We start from the raw sequence: 18,460 nt of genomic DNA, 5'->3' as shown, positions 1-18,460 counted from the left end.
TCTCACCTCGTGGATAGCGATGTCTCGAACGACGATTGAAGACGCCGGCCCCGCGGCACCTGGGTTGCTGGGGCTTGGGTCATGGGAGCATGGGCGATGCGCAGGGCCAGGGCGGCGGCGAGAACGAAGAGCAGCGCCTCGGCGGCGAACACGCTGGCATAGGCGTCGACCACGCGCGGCGTGACGAGGCGGGCCAGGTCCACCGCGACGGTGCCGAGGAATCCGCCGGCTCCGAAGGCCACGCCCTGGGCCGCGCCCCAGACGCCCATCCGCGTGCCGCGCTCGGCCTCGCCGCCGGCCCCGGCCAGCGCCATCATCGAGCCGATGGCCGCTACGGCGAAGATGCCGTTGAACAGGCCGAGGGCGAAGACCGGCACCCGCAAGGGGAAGTCGGCGCCCGCCAGGCCACCCGCCGCGATGCCCAGGAGGGCGAGGGCCGAGCCGAGGCAGCCCAGCGTGGTCCAGACCTTCAGGGACCCGAGCACCGGACCGCCGAGGCCCATGGTGAGGCCCGCCACGGTCAGCATGCCGGCGAGCACGCCGCCGTGCTGCAGGCCCGCGAGCTTGGTGGTCACCCCGGGCGTCATCGCGAAGACGAGGCCGGCGAAGGGTTCGAGGATGAGTTCCTGCGCGCTGTAGGCCAGCATCGCCATGAAGATGAAGATCGTGAAGCGCCGGGATTCCGGCTCGGCCCAGACCCGCGCCAGCACCTCGCGGAACGGACGCTTCTCCGCCGCCTCGGTGCCGCCGGACGACCCTTTTGCCGGCTCGACGCCGCGCAGCGCCAGGACCGCCATCGCGAAGGCGAGGAGCGAGACCGTGCCGGACACGGCGATCAAGCGGTCGCCCGAGAAGGGATCGAGGAAGTGCCCGGCCAGCGGCGCCGTGATGGCGAAGCCCGCGATCATCATGACCCAGACGACGGTGGCGGCGGCTCCGCGCCGGCGGGCGTCGACGCCGGTGGCGAGGAGCACGAGGAGCGAGGTCCCGGCGGCCCCCGCGCCCATCCCGACCGTGAGGAAGGACACCACCGCCAGGGCGAGGCCCGCGGCCTGGTGCGTCTCGGCAAGGGCGGTGGCGACAGCCGCGCCGAACCCGCCGAGGGCCAGAGCCGCCATGCCGCCCACGATCCAGGGCGTGCGCCGGCCGGTGCGATCCGAGCCGTAGCCCCAGCGCGGGCGCAGGACCTGGACGGCGTAGTGCAGGGCGATGAGGCCGCCCGGCACGATGGCCGGCAGGGCGAGTTCCACCACCATCACGCGGTTGATGGTCGAGGTCATCAGGACCACGACGGCGCCGAGGGCCGTCTGCACGAGGCCGAGCCGGACGATGGCGAGCCAGCCGAAGGTCGGGTTCGGCATCATGGACCTCCCTGGACCAGGGGCCGGAGGGCGAAGGCCGCCACCAGCATGCCGAGCACGTAGAGGGTGGTGCCGGTGCCGTTGTACCAGGCGGCCCGCTCGCGGGGTGCGGCCAGGAGGCGGCGCATCAGGATGAACTGACCGAGCAGCAGGAGGCCGATGACCGTTCCGTGCCAGGGCCGGTCCCAGGCGAACAGGCCGAGGATGACGGCCACCTGGGGGACGGCCATGACGAGGCAGGCGAGACGGGCGGCCCCGAGCGTTCCGAGCTGCACGGGCAGGGAGCGGATGCCGGTCCGGCCGTCGCCCTCCACCGACTTGAAGTCGTTGAGGGTCATGATGCCGTGGGCACCGACCGAGTAGAGCAGGGCGACCAGCAGGACCCGGTGGTCCGGCACCGACGCGGCCATCACCGCCGCTCCGGTGAACCAGGGCAACCCTTCGTAGCAGATCGCCACCGCCGAATTGCCCCACCAGCCGTTGCGCTTCAGGCGCAGGGGCGGGGCGCTGTAGATCCAGGCCAGCACGAGGCCGAACAGGGCGGCGCCGAGAATCCAGGGACCGAGGGCGGTGGCCACGACGAGGGACAGGACGGTCCAGCCCGCGGCGACGTAGAGACCCCAGCGCCCGGGCATCCGACCCGACGGGATCGGCCGCTGCGGCTCGTTGATGGCGTCGACGTGGCGATCGTACCAGTCGTTCACCGCCTGCGAAGTGGCGCAGACGAGGGGGCCGGCCAGGATCACCCCCGCGGCGATCACCGGCCATTGCCCGGTGGGCGAAGCGCCGGAGGAGACCACTCCACAGGTGAAGGCCCACATCGGCGCGAACCATGTGATCGGCTTCAGAAGCTCGATGAGGGCGCTGGGTGCAGGCGTTGCCATACCGACGACGCTAGAGTTTTACATACCTGAGTGTCAAGTTTGATTTACAATATTGTCGTGAGGTCGGGCCCCGGCGACGCCGCATCCGGTCGCCCGGTCAGACGTTCGTGACGACCGGTTCTCCGCCGCAGGTCAGGCTTCGTCGGGGGCGTCGCGGCCTTCGAGATCGCCGATGCCGTAGCGGTGCATCTTGGCGTAGAGGCCCTGGCGGCTCAGACCCAGCATCTCGGCGGCCGAGGCCCGGTTGTCGCGGGTGATGCGCAGAGCGGCCTCGATGCACAGGCGCTCGATCAGATCGGTCGATTCGCGCACGAGGTTCTTCATCGAGACGCGCCCGACGAGCTCCGTCATCTGCTCGACGGAGCGGGGCAGCTCGCGCCCGCCGGCCACGGCCGCGGCGCGCCGGGGCGTTGCACGGAGGGTGAAGCCGATGCAGGGCTGGCTGCCGCCGGGGACCGAGACGGCGGCGATTTCGACATCCTCGACGCTGCCGTAAGCCCCGCGGACCTGCGTGGGGAAGTGGCGGACGGAGCCATGCTGCGACAGCGTCGCGAACAGGGCGGCGGCCTCCGATTCCTCCCGCCCGATCCAGCTGTCGAGGGGCTGACCGCGAACCTGCTCCTCCGAGGCGAGCTGCACAAGGTCCAGGAAGGCGGGATTTGCGGTGAGCACCCGGCGGGCGGGGTCGGTGACCACGAAGCCTTCGGGCAGATTGCGCAGGACGTCGAGCGCGCCGGCGCCCGTACGGGCCGCGCTCGTCTCCAGGGGTTCGGGGGAGGCCAGCCGCAGCAGGATGCTGGTAGCGTTCTCCTGGCGGAACAGCGAGGCGGCGACGCGCACGGCGCCGCGTCCATGCCCGAGCCTCGCCTCCAGGTCGGCCGCCTGCCCGGTCATCCGCAGGCCGGCGAAAAGCGATTCGAGGTCGCGGACACAGGAGCCGTCGAACAGGTCGACCGCATCCTGGCCGACGATGCGCTTCTCGGCCCGCCCGATCAGCCGGGAGGCGGCGGGATTCACCTCGGTCACCCGGCGGGTCGCTGCATCGACCACGAGGACGGGCTCGGAGCCGAGCTGGAACAGCAGGCGGTACCGGGTCTCGGCGCCGCGCATGCGCAGGTAGTCGCGCTCCAGCGCCTGCTGCGTCTCGGCCAGGGTCCGCTGCAGCGAGGCCATGGCACGCAGGTTCCGCCCGAGGACGAGGATCTGGCCGTCCTTGGCCAACCGCATGGCGGCGTAGCGCACGGGCAGGTCGGTGCCGGTGGGCGAGACGTGGTTCACCTGGCGCCAGCGCGTGACGGCGCCGGGCGCGGCATCCTTGAGGAGCGCGGCGATCTTCGGGCGACTCTCCACCGTGACCGTGTCGACCCACGGCCGACCCAGCCAGGCTTCGCAGCCCTCGTCCGCGAGATCGGCGCTGCCGAACGTCGCTTCCCGGACGACGCCGTCACCGTCGATGACCAGGGACAGGTCCGTCGCGGCAGCCACCAGCAATCCCGCCGCCTGCGCGTCGAGAGGGCCGAGTGACTTTTGAAGCGCCGCGAGCGCATGGCTCGCGGCAGGAAGCGCCAGGCTGGTCACGGATCACCACGTCGGGATGTGGTCGGGCAGGTCGGATCAGGGAGGGAGGCTGTGTCGATCGAAACTGTCTTTCAGCAGGGTCTGACCGGCAGATCAAGCAAGCATTCGGCAACGGACAGGGCCGTGCGGGCGTCGCCGGCGCTCGCGTCGGCCCCGACGCGCCGGAAGCTGTCCGGATTGGCGGCGAAGGCCGGGCCCCCAACGAGGACCCGCAGCGCTTCGTTCCGAGAATTCCGGCGCAAGGCCGCCACGGTCTCGGTCATCGTCGGAAGCAGGGTCTCGGAGGCGAGGGACAGTCCCACGACGTCGAACCACTCCTCCTGGATGCAGCGGAGGCTGTCCGTCTCCGGCTGCGTGATCGTCGAGGTCACCGACCAGCCGGCTTCCCGAAAGAACTGCTCCACCAGGGTGAGGCCAAACCTGTGGGAATCTCCCGGACAGGGCAGCAGCAGGATCTTCCGGTTCACGGCGGGGGCCACGGGCTCGCTGCGAAAGCGGCTCGTGATCTCGCGCATGATTCGCTGCAGCCGCCCCATGGCACGGGTCACCTCGACGAAGTCGCAGAGGTCCTCCTCCCACAGGGTGCCGAGGTGGCGGGCCGTCGGCGCGAGGAGGTCGAGGAGGAGGCTGTCGGTCCCAAGGCCGGTCGCCAGGAGTTCGGCGAGCCGGCCCTCCACATCGTCGCCGGCCGGGTCGAGCATGAGGGCCGTGAAGGCCGCGATCTGCTCCTCGCTCGGCAGCACGTCCGTCGGCTCCGGGGCCGGCTCGATCCGGTGCGCCAGCATCAGGCGTGGAATGATCTCGGATTCGACGACGCGCGCCAGATCCCGTTGCAGCCGGATCGCCTGTCCGAAGACTGCGAGTTGGGCGCTGATGCGGGATTCGCACAGGTCCGCGACATCCCGGCTGGATGGTTCGTAGCGCAAGCGATCACCGAACTGACTCACATCATCCATTGGTCCCTCCCAATGTGGCTGACGGCTTTACTGTCGGTTCGATCTTGCGCGTCGAATTCCGGGACGTCTGAGCACGCGCCTCAGTACCCCGGCGCCGGGGAGGGCCAGCTTGGCCGGCCTCTGCAATGAAGTCGCACGATACGCCCGAAACTGACTTTATCAATACGCACCCTGTAACTATCTTGCATTCAATCTGTCATTTCGTTTTGACGTAAAGCTGGCTTGACACATCGGGACCGCCTTCCTAACCTCCCCTTCAACGAGGCCCGGCGACCTGGTCGCAAGGGGTCTCCACAGGGGGGCGGACAGCATGATCCGGAGTGCGGACAGGCCCAGACGACCTCTCTACGACGCCGATCAGCGCGCCCGTCGCGACGCCACCCGCTGGACCCTGGTCCAGGGGGTTCTGGCCCCCCTTCAATTCCTCGTGTTCGCCGTGAGTCTGGGCCTCGTCCTGCGCACCCTGTGGACAGGTGAAGGCGCGACCGCCGCCAACGCGTCCGTGGTGGTGAAGACCCTGGTGCTCTACGCGATCATGGTCACGGGCTCGATCTGGGAGAAGGCCGTCTTCGGCCGCTACCTCTTCGCCCCAGCCTTCTACTGGGAGGACATGGTCAGCATGCTCGTGCTGGCCCTGCACACCGCCTACCTCGTAGCGCTGGCCGCCGGCGCCCTCGACACCGCCGGCCTGATGGGCCTCGCCCTGGCCGCCTACGCCTCCTACGCCGTCAACGCTGCGCAATTCGTGCTGAAGCTGCGCGCCGCCCGGCTCCACACGCGGCCGTCCCGCCTCGTCGCGGAGGCGGCGCGATGAACGCCCACGCGCCGCTTCCCGCCCTGGAGACGGGCTGCGACATCCGCCAGGAGCGCGGCCAGCGCGCGGTGTTCTGTGGATTGACCGGCATCGTCTGGCTGCACCGCAAGATCCAGGACGCCTTCTTCCTCGTGGTCGGCTCGCGCACCTGCGCCCACCTCATCCAGTCCGCCGCCGGGGTGATGATCTTCGCCGAGCCGCGCTTCGCCACCGCGATCCTCGACGAGCGCGACCTCGCCGGCCTCGTCGACGCCAACGAGGAGCTCGACCGGGTGGTCGCCCGCCTGATCGAGCGCCGCCCCGACATCCGCCTGCTGTTCCTCGTGGGCTCGTGCCCCTCGGAGGTGATCAAGCTCGACCTGTCGCGGGCGGCCCAGCGCCTGTCCCGCAGCTTCCACCCCGACGTGCGGGTGCTGAGCTACTCGGGCAGCGGCATCGAGACCACCTTCACGCAAGGGGAGGATGCCTGCCTCGCCGCCCTCGTCCCCGAGATGCCCCGCGCCGCGGAGACCGGGGCGCCCGCGCTCCTGGTGGTCGGCGCCCTGGCCGACGTGGTCGAGGACCAGTTCGCCCGCCTCTTCACGGATCTCGGCCTCGCCGACGTGGCCTTCCTGCCCGCGCGCCGCGCCGGGACGCTGCCGGCGGTCGGGCCCAACACCCGCTTCCTCCTCGCCCAGCCCTTCCTGGCCGAGACCGCCCGCGCCCTCGAGGCCCGGGGTGCGAAGCGGCTCCCGGCGCCGTTCCCCCTCGGGGCGGAGGGCACGACAGGCTGGCTCGCTGCCGCCGCGGAGGCCTTCGACGTCCCGGCCGAGCGATTCGCCCGCGTCACCGCCCCGGGTCGAGCCCGCGCCGCCGTCGCCCTCGACCTCTACCGGGAGCGCCTCGCCGGAAAGCGGGTGTTCTTCTTTCCCGATTCGCAGCTCGAACTGCCGCTCGCCCGCTTCCTGTCGCGCGAGATGGGGGCGGCGCTGATCGAGGTCGGCACGCCCTACCTCCATCGCCAGCACCATGCGCCGGAACTGGCGCTGCTGCCGGCCGGCACGAAGGTGGTGGAGGGTCAGAGCCTCGACGCGCAGATGGATCGCTGCCGGTCGGAAAAGCCCGACCTCACGGTCTGCGGCCTCGGCCTCGCCAACCCGCTGGAGGCGGAAGGGCTGGCGACCAAGTGGTCGATCGAGCTGCTGTTCACCCCGATCCAGGGCTACGACCAGGCCGGAGACCTCGCCGAACTGTTTGCGCGCCCGCTGAAGCGCCGCGCCCGGCTGGAGGTCTGAGGCGATGCAGCTCACGCTCTGGACCTACGAGGGACCGCCGCATATCGGCGCCATGCGGATCGCCACCGCCATGCAGGGCCTGCACTACGTGCTGCACGCGCCGCAGGGCGACACCTATGCCGACCTGCTCTTCACCATGATCGAGCGGCGCGACGCCCGCCCGCCGGTGACCTACACGACCTTCCAGGCCCGCGATCTCGGCGCCGACACCGCCGCGATCTTCCAGAACGCCGTGGGAGAGGCCTACGCGCGCTTTCAGCCGCAGGCGATGATCGTCGGGGCCTCCTGCACCGCCGAGCTGATCCAGGACGACCCGGGCGGCCTCGCCCGCGCCCTCGACCTGCCGATCCCGGTCATCCCCCTGGAGCTTCCGGCCTACCAGAAGAAGGAGAACTGGGGCGCCTCGGAGACCCTCTACCGCCTCGTCCGGGCGCTGGCCGGCGGCACGCCGAGCGCGCGCGACGGGCGCCGCCCCCTCTGCAACATCCTCGGCCCCACGGCACTGGGCTTCCGCCATCGCGACGACCTCGTCGAGGTCACCAAGATCCTCGCCGCCCTCGGCATCGACGTGAACGTGGTGGCGCCGCTCGGTGCGACGCCCGCCGATCTCGGGCGCCTCGGGGCGGCGGATTTCAACGTCGTGCTCTATCCCGAGATCGCCCGTGCCGCCGGCCTTCACCTTCAGAAGACCTTCGGCCAGCCGATGGTCGAGATCGTCCCGATCGGCGTCCAGGCCACCATCCGCTTCGTCGAGGCGGTGGCCGCCGCCGCGGGCGTCGATCCCGCCCCCGTCCTCGCCGGTGCCCCCTCGCGCCTGCCCTGGTATTCGCGCTCGGTCGATTCGACCTACCTCACCGACAAGCGGGTCTTCATCTTCGGCGACGCCACCCACGCGCTGTCCGCCGCCCGCGTCGCCGCCACGGAACTCGGCTTCAAGGTGGTGGGCCTGGGCACCTACACCCGCGAATTGGCCCGCGAGGTCCGGGCCGAGGCGGCGCTCTATGGCATCGAGGCCACGATCACCGACGATTACCTCGACGTCGAGGCCGCGATCCAGGCCGCGGGACCGGAGCTCGTGCTCGGCACCCAGATGGAGCGGCACATCGCCAAGCGCCTCGGGTTGCCCTGCGCGGTGATCTCGGCGCCGATCCACGTCCAGGATTTCCCCGCGCGCCACTCGCCGCAGATGGGATTCGAAGGCGCCAACGTCCTGTTCGACACATGGGTCCACCCGCTGATGATGGGCCTGGAGGAACACCTGCTCGGCATGTTCCGCGAGGATGCCGAGTTCCACGGTGCCGCCGCGCCCTCGCACCTGCCCCGGCACGGTGTCGCTGCGCCGCAGCCGGTCGCCCCGGCACCTTCGGTGGCCGCAGAACCGATTCTCCTGACCTGGGCGACCGATGCCGAGAAGGAACTGAAGAAGATCCCGTTCTTCGTGCGGGGCAAGGCCCGCGCGAACACCGAGCGCTTCGCACGGGAACGTGCCCTGCCGCTCATCACCGTCGAGACATTGTACGATGCCAAAGCGCATTTCGGACGCTGAGCGCCCGGCGCTCCGGGTCGTCCTCGTGACGATGGACAACCACGTGGCGAGCGCGCTGGAGCGCGCCCGCCAACGGCTCGCCCGCGACCTGCCGGGCCTCACCCTGGACTTCCACGCGGCCGCCGCCTGGGACACCGACGCCACCGCCCTGGAGGCCTGCAAGGCCGACATCGCCCGCGCCGACATCGTCCTCTCCACCATGCTGTTCATGGACGAGCACGTCCGGGCGATCCTGCCGTCCCTGCTGGCCCGGCGCCCGCATTGCGACGCCATGATCGGCTGCCTGTCGGCGAGCGAGGTGGTGAAGACCACCCGCCTCAACCGCTTCGACATGGACAGCACCAAGCGCGGCGCCCTCGATTTCCTGAAGAAGCTGCGCGGCAAGCCCGGCGCCCAGGGCAACGGCGCCCGCCAGATGGCGATGATCCGCAAGCTGCCCAAGATCCTGCGGTTCATTCCGGGCTCCGCCCAGGACGTCCGGGCCTATTTCCTCACCCTGCAATACTGGCTCTCGGGCTCGGACGAGAACATCGCCAACCTCGTGCGCTTCCTGGTCGGCCGCTACGCCGCCGGCCCGCGCGAGGGCTGGCGCCGAATCGCCGCCGCGCCGGCGCCGCTCAGCTACCCCGAGACCGGGCTGTATCATCCGCGCATGGCCGGCCGGATCGGCGAGGATGGGGCGAAGGTGCCCGCACCCGCCGGCGCCCTGAAGGGCCGCGTCGGCCTCCTCGTGATGCGCTCCTACGTGCTGGCCGGAAACACGGCGCATTACGACGGCGTCATCGCCGCCCTGGAGGCGCGGGGGCTCAGCGTCGTGCCAGCCTTCGCCAGCGGCCTCGACAACCGCCCGGCCATCGATGCGTTCTTCCGGCGCGACGGGCGCCCGACCATCGACGCGCTGGTCTCGCTCACCGGCTTCTCCCTGGTGGGCGGCCCGGCCTACAACGACGCCGCCGGGGCACAGGCGCTCCTCGCCGACCTCGACGTGCCCTACCTCGCGGCCCACGCCCTCGAGTTCCAGACCCTGGAGCAGTGGGAGGCCTCCGACCGGGGCCTGTCGCCGGTGGAGGCCACCATGATGGTGGCGATCCCCGAGCTCGACGGCGCGACCAGTCCGATGGTGTTCGGCGGACGCTCCAGCCGCTCCCTCGGCGCCAGCGCCCGCGACATGGTCGTGCATCCCGAGCGCGCCGACATGCTCGCCGCCCGCATCGAGCGCCTCGTGGTCCTGCGCCGCAAGGCGCGGGCCGAGCGCCGGGTCGCCGTGGTGCTGTTCGGCTTCCCGCCCAACGCCGGCAGCATCGGCACCGCCGCCTTCCTGTCGGTCTACCACTCCCTCCACAACACCCTCGCGGCCCTGAAGGCCGAGGGTTACGCGGTCGATCTGCCCGAGAGCGTAGAAGCCCTGCGCGGGGCGGTGCTCGACGGCAACGCCACCCGGTTCGGCACGCCCGCCAACGTCCACCACCGCATCCCGGCCGACGACCATGTCCGCCGCGAGCGCCACCTCGCCGAGATCGAGGCGCAGTGGGGGCCGGCCCCCGGCCGCCAGAACAGCAATGGCTCGCAGATCTTCGTCCTCGGCGCGCAGTTCGGCAACGTCTTCGTCGGCGTCCAGCCGGGCTTCGGCTACGAGGGCGACCCGATGCGGCTGCTGTTCGAGCGCGGCTTCGCCCCGACCCACGCCTTCTCGGCCTTCTACCGCTACCTGCGCGAGGATTTCCGCGCCGACGCGGTCCTGCATTTCGGCACCCACGGGGCGTTGGAATTCATGCCCGGCAAGCAGACCGGCCTGTCCGGCGCCTGCTGGCCCGAGCGGCTGATCGGCGCGCTGCCCCACATCTATCTCTACGCCGCCAACAACCCGTCCGAGGGCCTGCTGGCCAAGCGCCGCTCGGCCGCGACCCTGGTGAGCTACCTGACCCCGAGCCTGGCCCAGGCCGGACTCTATCGCGGCCTGATCGACCTCAAGGCCTCGATCGAACGCTGGCGCGGCCTGGAGCCGGAGGCGGTGGGAGAGCGCCGCGATCTCGCCGAGCTGATCCAGGCCCAGGGCGCCGGCCTCGACCTCGTCGCCGCCGAGCCCGCCTGGACCGCCGATCTCGCCGGCCACGTCCACGGCCTCGGCACGGCACTCCATGAACTGGAGCACACCCTGATCCCGCACGGCCTCCACGTGGTCGGGCAGGCGACGCCGCCGGAGGAGCGGACCGACATCCTCCTCGCCCTGGCGGAGGCCAGCCACGGCCTCGTGCCCACCCGTGCCGGCCTCCAGGCCCTGGTGGCCGGCGCGGCCATCGACGCCGCCCTGGCGCAGGGCGGTCTCGGCCCCTCCGATGCGAACCGCGCCGCCTTCGCGTCCTTGCGCGAGACCGATCTCCTGTTGTCACGGGATCACGAGATCCGGGGCCTCCTCGCCGCCCTCGACGGCCGCTTCATCGCCCCCGTCGCCGGCGGGGACCTCCTGCGCAACCCGGACATCCTACCCACGGGCCGCAACCTGCACGGCTTCGACCCCTACCGCCTGCCCTCGGCCTTCGCCCTCGCGGACGGCGCCCGGCAGGCCGCGCGTCTCCTGGCCCGCTACCGCGACGAGGGCGCGGCGCTGCCCGAGAGCATCGCCCTCGTGCTCTGGGGCACCGACAACCTGAAGAGCGAGGGCGGTCCCATCGCCCAGGCCCTGGCGCTGATCGGCGCGGCCCCGCGCTTCGACGGCTACGGCCGCCTCTGCGGCGCCATTCTGATCCCCCTCGAAACCCTGGGTCGCCCGCGCATCGACGTGGTCGTGACCCTGTCGGGCATCTTCCGCGATCTGCTGCCGCTCCAGACAAAGCTCCTGGCCGAAGCCTCCTATCTCGCCGCCACCGCCGACGAGCCGTCCGACCGGAACTTCGTGCGCAAGCACGCCCTGACGCTCCAGGCCGAGCACGGGATCGACCTCGAGACCGCGGCCCTGCGGGTGTTCTCCAACGCGGAAGGCACCTACGGCGCCAACGTCAACCAGCTCGTCGAATCCGGCCGTTGGGAAGAGGCCGACGAGATCTCCGAGACCTTCGCGCGGCGCAAATCCTTCGCCTACGGCCGCACCGGCGTGCCCACCGCCCAGCGCGCCCTGATGGGGGCCGTGCTCGCCACCGTCGATCTCGCCTACCAGAACCTCGATTCGGTCGAGGTCGGCGTCACCTCGGTGGACCACTACTTCGACGGTCTCGGCGGCATGGGCCGCGCCGTCGCCGAAGCCCGCGGCGCGGCGGTGCCGATCTTCATCAGCGACCAGACCCGCGGCGAAGGCGTGGTCCGGACCCTGACGGAGCAGGTCTCCCTGGAGACCCGCACCCGGATGCTCAACCCGAAATGGACCGAGGGCATGCTCGGCCACGGCTACGAGGGCGTGCGCCAGATCGAGGCGCACCTCACCAACACCCTGGGCTGGTCGGCCACCACCAACGGCGTCGCCCCCTGGGTCTACCAGCGCATCACCGAGACCTACGTCCTCGACCCCGCCATGCGCGCGCGCATGGCGGCCCTCAACCCGACCGCTTCGGCCAAGGTGGCTCACCGGCTGATCGAGGCGCACCAGCGCGGCTTCTGGACCCCCGACGCGGAGACGCGCGACGCGCTCGACCGCGCCGAGGAGGAACTCGAGGACCGCGTCGAAGGCATCACCGCAGGGGTCGCCGCATGAACATCGCCATCCGCAATCCCGTCACCGCGCGCCAGCCCGAGGGCAGCGTCCAGGTCGAGCTCGACCCGAACCTCAAGATCGGCACCGCAAAGGTGTTCGCGGTCTACGGCAAGGGCGGCATCGGCAAGTCGACCACTTCGTCGAACCTGTCGGTGGCGTTCTCCAAGCTCGGCAAGCGCGTGCTGCAGATCGGCTGCGACCCCAAGCACGATTCGACCTTCACGCTGACGAAGCGCCTGGCCCCGACCGTGATCGATGCCCTGGAGGCCGTGCAGTTCCACTCCGAGGAGCTGCGCATCGAGGATTTCGTGGCCGAGGGCTACAACGGCGTCATGTGCGTCGAGGCCGGCGGCCCGCCGGCGGGCACCGGCTGCGGCGGCTACGTCGTCGGCCAGACGGTGAAGCTCCTCAAGGAGCACCACCTCCTCGAGGACACCGACGTGGTGATCTTCGACGTGCTCGGCGACGTGGTCTGCGGCGGCTTCGCCTCGCCGCTCCAGCACGCCGACCAGGCCCTCATCGTCACCGCCAACGACTTCGACTCGATCTTCGCCATGAACCGGATCGTGGCCGCGATCCACGCCAAGGCGAAGAACTATCCGGTGCGCCTCGGCGGGGTCATCGCCAACCGCTCGGCCAAGACCGACGAGATCGACCGCTTCAATGCCGCCGTGGGCCTCGAGCGCATCGCGCACTTCCCCGACCTCGACGTGGTCCGGCGCTCGCGCCTCAAGAAGTCGACCCTGTTCGAGATGGATCCGACGCCGGAACTCGAAGCCGTCACCACCGAGTACATGCGTCTCGCGGCGCATCTTTGGGCCGGCGGCAAGCCGCTCAACGCGATCCCCATGAAGGACCGTGACCTGTTCGAATTCCTCGGCTTCGATTGAGCGGGCGCCGAACCATGACCTCGCACAGCTACGCCGCCCGCCGCTCCCAGCTCACCACATACTTCGACCGCACCGCGGTCGAAGCCTGGGCCCGGCTGACCTCGGACGCGCCGGTCTCGAAGATCCGCGCCACGGTGCGGGCCGGCCGCGACGCCATGCGGGCCAACCTCCTGTCCTGGCTGCCCGAAGACCTCACGGGCCGGCGCCTCCTCGATGCCGGCTGCGGCACCGGGGCCCTGAGCCTGGAGGCGGCGCGTCGCGGCGCCGAGGTCGTCGCCATCGACGTGTCGCCGACGCTGATCGGCCTCGCCCGGGAGCGCACCACCCTGTCGGCCCCGGGGCGGATCGACTTCCGGGTCGGCGACATGCTCGACCCCGCGCTGGGCCGATTCGACCACGTCGTGGCGATGGATTCCCTGATCCACTACGCCACGCCCGACATCGTGCAGGCGCTCGCGGCCCTGGCGGCCCGGACCGAGGCCGGCATCCTCTTCACCGTCGCGCCGCGCACGCCCCTTCTCACGCTGATGCACATGGCCGGCCGCGCCTTCCCGCGCGGCGACCGGGCGCCCGCCATCGTGCCCGTCGGCGCGGCGGACCTGCGCCGTCGCCTGGCGGCGGAGCCGGCCCTGGCCGGTGTCCGGGTCGCACGCGCGCACCGGGTGAACAGCGGGTTCTACCTGTCCCAGGCCTTCGAACTCCGGCGGCTGCCATGACCCGCCTTGGCGCCTCCATGGCCCGCGCCCTGCAACGCGTCGGTCCCGGCTTCCTGCCCTTCGCCGACGCGGCGACGGCGGAGCTGCCCATGGGGCGCCTGCTGCGGCTCGCCCTGTTCCAGGTCACGGTCGGCATGGCCGCGGTGCTGCTCATCGGAACCCTCAACCGGGTGATGATCGTCGAACTCGCGGTGCCGGCCTGGATCGTCGCCGTGATGCTGTCCCTGCCGCTGATCTTCGCGCCGTTCCGGGCGCTCGTCGGGTTCCGCTCGGACACCCACCGCTCGGTCCTGGGCTGGCGCCGGGTGCCCTACATCTGGTTCGGCACGCTGCTGCAGTTCGGCGGGCTGGCCATCATGCCCTTCGCCCTGCTGATCCTGTCGGGCGACACCACCGGCCCGGCCTGGCCCGGCCACGTGGCCGCCGCGCTCGCCTTCGTCATGGTCGGCGCCGGCCTGCACACCACTCAGACCGTGGGCTTGGCGCTCGCCACCGACCTCGCCCCGGCCCATGCGCGACCGCGGGTGGTGGCGCTGCTCTGCGTCATGCTGCTGGCCGGCATGGTGGTGAGCGCCATCGCCTTCGGGCTGCTGCTGGCGGATTTCTCGGCCCTGCGCCTCATCAAGGTGATCCAGGGGGCCGCGCTCCTCACCGTCGTGCTCAACGGCATCGCCCTCTGGAAGCAGGAGCCCCGGTCGCCCACCCGCACGGCGCGCGACCTGCCCCGGCCGACCTTCTCGGACTCCTGGGCCCTCTATGCCGGCAAGGGCCGGGCGCGCCGCCGCCTCGTCGCCACCGGGCTCGGCACCGCCGCCTTCTCGATGCAGGACATCCTGCTCGAGCCCTATGGTGGCCAGATCCTGCACCTGCCGGTGGCCGCCACCACGGCCCTGACCGCGCTGCTGGCCGCCGGCGGCGGCCTCGGGCTCCTGATCGCGGCGCGCTGGCTCGACCGGGGCGGCGACGCCTTCCGGGTCGCGGCCTCCGGGGCGGTCGTGGGCATCGCGGCCTTCTCCGCGGTGGTCTTCGCCGCGCCCCTGGATTCCGCCCGGCTCTTCGCCGTGGGCGTCGCCCTGATCGGCCTCGGCGGCGGCCTCTTCGCTCACGGGACACTGACGGCCTCCATGGCCAAGGCCGGCCCGGAGGATACGGGCCTCGCCCTCGGCGCCTGGGGCGCGGTCCAGGCCAGCGCGGCCGGCCTCGCCATCGCGGCGAGCGGCATCCTGCGCGATCTCGGCGCGCATCTGGCCGAGACCGGCCGGCTCGGCGAGGCGCTGAACCTGCCCTCCACCGGGTACCTCATCGTCTACCATCTGGAGATCGCGCTGCTGTTCGCGACGCTGCTGGCCATCGGCCCGCTCGTCCGGCCCGAGAGCCGCACGCCTCTTCCTCGATCCCTGCCTCGCTCAGCCTGAAGGAGACCGGCCATGCCGAGAGGTGAAATCACGGGCTACGTCGACGTCGCGCAGCTGGTCCTCTACGCGTTCTGGATCTTCTTCGCCGGCCTCGTCTTCTACCTGCGCCGCGAGGATCGCCGCGAGGGCTACCCGCTCGAATCCGAGGCCGCCCGCGGCCGGGCGATGCCCCCGGACCCGTTCCTGATCCCGTCGCCGAAGGCTTTCTTCCTCTCCAACGGCCACGTGAAGCACGCGCCCCAGACCGGCGAGCGCACCCCCTGGACCTATCGCGGCCACAAGCACGAGGTCTGGCCGGGCGCACCGCTGGAGCCCGATACGGATGGGCTGCACGACGCCATCGGTCCCGGCTCCTACGCCGACCGCGAGGACAGCCACGACGAGACCTGGGATCGCGAGAAGCGCATCGTGCCCCTGCGGGTCGCGGAGCACTTCGTGGTCCATGAACTCGGCCCGAACCCCATCGGCATGTCGGTGTTCGGCGCCGACCGGCAGGTGGCCGGCACCGTGAGCGATCTCTGGGTCGATCGCGGGGAATCCATGGTGCGCTACTACGAGGTCGAGCTCGGCGCCGGCGGCCGGCGGGTGCTGATGCCCGCCACCTTCTGCCGGACCGGCCGGTTCTCCCAGCGCGTGACCTGCGAAGCCCTGCTGGCGCACCAGTTCGCCGACGTCCCCACCACCAAGGATCCGGATTCGGTCACCCTCAACGAAGAGGAGCGGATCATGGCGTTCTACGGCGGCGGCACCCTCTACGCGACCCCCACCCGGCAGGAGGCCATCCTGTGAACCGGTCCATCAGGCGGCCCGTGCCGCACCTGCCCGCCAACGCCTTCGACGCGCCGCCCGGCCTGCCGGCGCCGCTGCCCGCCGGCGAGCACATCCTCTGGCAGGGACGCCCCTGCGGCTTCGGCATCGCCTTCCGGGCGCTGCATCTGCGCCTCGTCGGCCTCTGGTTCGTCGGGCTGGCCCTGTGGGCGGCGCTCCCGGCGGCCCTCGCCGGACAGGTTCGGGAGGCTACGTCGCTCGCCCTGCCCACCCTGGGGATCGGCACCGGTGCGGTCCTGCTCCTGGGCCTCCTCGGCTGGCTCTCGGCCCGCACCACCACCTACACCATCACCAACCGCCGGGTGGTCATGCGGATCGGCATCGCCCTGCCGATGACCCTGAACCTGCCCTTCGCCCTGGTGGAGGGGGCCGGCTGCCACCTCTATGGCGACGGCAGCGCCGATCTTCCCCTGCGCCTTCGCCCGGGCAACCGCGTCGCCTACCTCCACCTCTGGCCCCATGCCCGGCCCTGGCACGTGAACCGGCCCGAGCCGATGCTGCGCACGGTGGCGCAGGGCGGCGAGGTGGCCGCGATCCTGGCCCGCGCGCTGGCGGCCCATCGCGCGGCGCCGGAGGAGACGGCCGGCCCGGTCATCCTGCGGCCGCGCGTGGCGCCCGGCCCGCGCCTCGCCACTGCGAGCTGATCCGATGACCCGATCCAACCCGCATCCCCTCGCACGTACCGCCGGCCGCACCTCCCGGGGACTCGTGGCCGGCGTCGGCCTCCTCCTCGGCTTCGTCGTGGTGGCCGTGACCGTCGGCCGGGTCGAGAGCATCGGCCTGACCCGGATGGAGCCGGCGCGCCCCGTCCAGAGCCTCGCCCTCCGGGTCGACGACGCGGCGGACGGCTCGATCACCCTGCGGGACGCCGAGCACGGCGACCTCGTCGCCACCGTCCGGCCGGGTGCGGACAACTTCATTCGCGCCACCCTGCGGGGCTTCGCGCAGGGGCGGCTCCGGGCCGGCCTGCCGCGCGACGTCCCCTTCCGCCTGACGCGCTTCGACGACGGCTCCCTCCGGCTCGACGACGCGCTCACCGGCCGCAGCGTCGATTTCGGCGCCTTCGGTCCCTCGAACTTCGCCGCCTTCGCCCGCCTGATGCCGAACGACGGAGCCGCACGATGATGGCCTGGCTGAACGGACGCCGCACCGTCGACGTCCCCTGCACCGTCGAGATCGAACAGACGCCCGAGAGCCTGCACGCCCACGTGGTCCTCGACGCCAGCTTCGAGATCGAGCCCGGCGACGCCGTGCAGGTGCACGACGCGCCCACCTCGGTGCCCTACGGCGAACGCCTCGTGGTGCGCCGGACCGCCACCGTGACCCGCGCCGGACGCCTGGAGCGGCTCTGGACCAAGCTCGCGGGCCACCTCGAGCTCACCGAACTCTACGAAGTCAGCTTTTCCGAGAGGAGGCGCCTGTGACCGCAGCCATTCAGCAGTCCGTTCCCAAGGCTCCCGCGCCCAAACTGCCCCTCAACGAGGCCACCAAGGCCGCGCAGGAGACGACGTTCCTGTCGCCGCGCTTCTACACGACCAACTTCGAGGAACTCGACCGCACCGACGTCGAGCCCGTCCGGGCCGAGTGGAACAAGCTCATCGCCGAGCTGCGCGCCGATCCGAACAAGCGCCACTTCACCCGCAATTCGGAGTTCGACTGCGACATGTCCGGGCTCGACCCGGCCCTGCGCAAGGAGTTCATGGACTTCCTGGTCTCGTCGATCACCGCCGAGTTCTCGGGATGCGTGCTCTATGCCGAGATGCGCAAGCGCGCCAAGAACCCCGACATCCGCGAGCTGTTCGGCTTCATGAGCCGCGACGAGGCGCGGCACGCCGGGTTCATCAACGACGTGCTGAAGGATTTCGGCATCGGCGTGGACCTGGGCTTCCTGACCAAGTCGAAGAAGTACACCTTCTTCCGGCCGAAGTTCATCTTCTACGCCACCTATCTCTCCGAGAAGATCGGTTACGCCCGCTACATCACCATCTTCCGCGAGCTGGAGCGCAGGCCCGAGCGCCGCTTCCACCCGATCTTCAAGTGGTTCGAGAAGTGGTGCAACGACGAGTTCCGCCACGGCGAGGCCTTCGCCCTTCTGATGCGGGCCAACCCGAAGCTGACCTCCGGCGTGAACCGCTACTGGATCAAGTTCTTCCTCCTGGCGGTCTTCGCGACCATGTATGTCCGCGACCATTGCCGGCCGGCCTTCCATGAGGCCCTCGGGGTCGATCCGACCGATTACGACTTCCAGGTCTTCCGGATCACCTCGGAGATCTCGAAGCAGACGTTCCCACTGACGCTGGACCTCGACAACCCGCGCTTCAAGCAGGCCCTCGACCGGCTGCTCGCCTGCTCGGTGGGGATCGCCGATGCCAAGGCGCAAGGCGGCTTCCTCGGCAAGCTCAAGCAGGGCGCCTGGGTCGCCGCCTCGGCGGTGAACTTCGCCCGGCTCTACGCCCTGCCGACCCGCGACAACCCGATGCCGGCGGAGATCCGCCTCGAGCCGGTCTGGTAGG

The 18,460-nt window shown here is 71.1% G+C and carries 16 protein-coding genes; 12 read left to right on the top strand and 4 right to left on the bottom strand.

Annotated elements, in window-relative coordinates:
• Positions 1-2: 2 nt before the first annotated feature.
• The 4 genes from ASF20_RS09200 to ASF20_RS09185 all read right to left on the bottom strand — a co-directional run bounded on the left by ASF20_RS09200 (position 3) and on the right by ASF20_RS09185 (position 4,779).
• Positions 3-1,364 carry a BCD family MFS transporter gene (locus tag ASF20_RS09200; protein ID WP_056273222.1) on the bottom strand — a complete coding sequence of 454 codons (1,362 nt, stop codon included), beginning with the start codon at positions 1,362-1,364 and terminating at the stop codon, positions 3-5.
• Positions 1,361-2,245, bottom strand: a complete 885-nt coding sequence (gene chlG / locus ASF20_RS09195; RefSeq protein WP_056273219.1) for a chlorophyll synthase ChlG — start codon at positions 2,243-2,245, stop codon at positions 1,361-1,363. The genes ASF20_RS09200 and chlG overlap by 4 nt, the downstream gene beginning before the upstream one ends.
• A 132-nt stretch (positions 2,246-2,377) precedes the next feature.
• The gene (gene ppsR, locus ASF20_RS09190; RefSeq protein ID WP_056273216.1) at positions 2,378-3,823 is read right to left on the bottom strand and encodes a transcriptional regulator PpsR; all 1,446 of its coding nucleotides are present in this window, start codon (positions 3,821-3,823) and stop codon (positions 2,378-2,380) included.
• A gap of 71 nt (positions 3,824-3,894) precedes the next feature.
• The gene (locus ASF20_RS09185; protein WP_056219082.1) at positions 3,895-4,779 is read right to left on the bottom strand and encodes a cobalamin B12-binding domain-containing protein; all 885 of its coding nucleotides are present in this window, start codon (positions 4,777-4,779) and stop codon (positions 3,895-3,897) included.
• 310 nt (positions 4,780-5,089) lie between these two features.
• Here ASF20_RS09185 and bchF point away from each other — a divergent pair, with 310 nt between their 5' ends.
• Genes bchF through acsF form a run of 12 tightly spaced genes read left to right on the top strand, consistent with a single transcriptional unit; the run spans position 5,090 to position 18,459 of the window.
• Positions 5,090-5,593 carry a 2-vinyl bacteriochlorophyllide hydratase gene (gene bchF, locus ASF20_RS09180; RefSeq protein WP_056273211.1) on the top strand — a complete coding sequence of 168 codons (504 nt, stop codon included), beginning with the start codon at positions 5,090-5,092 and terminating at the stop codon, positions 5,591-5,593.
• The gene (locus ASF20_RS09175) at positions 5,590-6,867 is read left to right on the top strand and encodes a ferredoxin:protochlorophyllide reductase (ATP-dependent) subunit N (RefSeq protein WP_056273208.1); all 1,278 of its coding nucleotides are present in this window, start codon (positions 5,590-5,592) and stop codon (positions 6,865-6,867) included. The genes bchF and ASF20_RS09175 overlap by 4 nt, the downstream gene beginning before the upstream one ends.
• Positions 6,868-6,871: 4 nt before the next feature.
• Positions 6,872-8,413 carry a ferredoxin:protochlorophyllide reductase (ATP-dependent) subunit B gene (gene bchB, locus ASF20_RS09170; protein WP_056273204.1) on the top strand — a complete coding sequence of 514 codons (1,542 nt, stop codon included), beginning with the start codon at positions 6,872-6,874 and terminating at the stop codon, positions 8,411-8,413.
• Entirely contained in the window at positions 8,388-12,098 is a 3,711-nt protein-coding gene (locus tag ASF20_RS09165) for a magnesium chelatase subunit H (RefSeq protein WP_056273202.1), read from the top strand. Before bchB ends, ASF20_RS09165 begins: the two co-directional genes overlap by 26 nt.
• Entirely contained in the window at positions 12,095-12,988 is an 894-nt protein-coding gene (gene bchL, locus ASF20_RS09160; protein ID WP_056273198.1) for a ferredoxin:protochlorophyllide reductase (ATP-dependent) iron-sulfur ATP-binding protein, read from the top strand. Before ASF20_RS09165 ends, bchL begins: the two co-directional genes overlap by 4 nt.
• 14 nt (positions 12,989-13,002) lie before the next feature.
• On the top strand, positions 13,003-13,704 hold the full coding sequence (gene bchM, locus ASF20_RS09155; protein ID WP_056273195.1) for a magnesium protoporphyrin IX methyltransferase: 702 nt from the start codon (positions 13,003-13,005) through the stop codon (positions 13,702-13,704).
• Complete coding sequence (locus ASF20_RS09150; RefSeq protein WP_056273192.1) at positions 13,701-15,119, top strand: MFS transporter; 1,419 nt, start codon at positions 13,701-13,703, stop codon at positions 15,117-15,119. Before bchM ends, ASF20_RS09150 begins: the two co-directional genes overlap by 4 nt.
• Before the next feature lie 12 nt (positions 15,120-15,131).
• Positions 15,132-15,908: a photosynthetic reaction center subunit H gene (gene puhA / locus ASF20_RS09145; protein ID WP_056273189.1), complete on the top strand. Its 777-nt coding sequence runs from the start codon at positions 15,132-15,134 to the stop codon at positions 15,906-15,908.
• Entirely contained in the window at positions 15,905-16,591 is a 687-nt protein-coding gene (gene puhB, locus ASF20_RS09140) for a photosynthetic complex putative assembly protein PuhB (RefSeq protein WP_056273183.1), read from the top strand. Before puhA ends, puhB begins: the two co-directional genes overlap by 4 nt.
• Before the next feature lie 4 nt (positions 16,592-16,595).
• A complete protein-coding gene (gene puhC / locus ASF20_RS09135; RefSeq protein ID WP_082487672.1) occupies positions 16,596-17,072 on the top strand; it encodes a photosynthetic complex assembly protein PuhC in 477 nt (158 codons plus the stop codon).
• Entirely contained in the window at positions 17,072-17,371 is a 300-nt protein-coding gene (locus tag ASF20_RS09130) for a hypothetical protein (protein ID WP_056219521.1), read from the top strand. The genes puhC and ASF20_RS09130 overlap by 1 nt, the downstream gene beginning before the upstream one ends.
• A gap of 44 nt (positions 17,372-17,415) precedes the next feature.
• Entirely contained in the window at positions 17,416-18,459 is a 1,044-nt protein-coding gene (gene acsF, locus ASF20_RS09125) for a magnesium-protoporphyrin IX monomethyl ester (oxidative) cyclase (protein WP_200917666.1), read from the top strand.
• Position 18,460: the final 1 nt, after the last annotated feature.

It is taken from the genome of Methylobacterium sp. Leaf88 (genome assembly GCF_001422795.1).
Lineage (GTDB): Bacteria > Pseudomonadota > Alphaproteobacteria > Rhizobiales > Beijerinckiaceae > Methylobacterium.
This window is presented reverse-complemented; position numbering and strand designations above follow the sequence as displayed.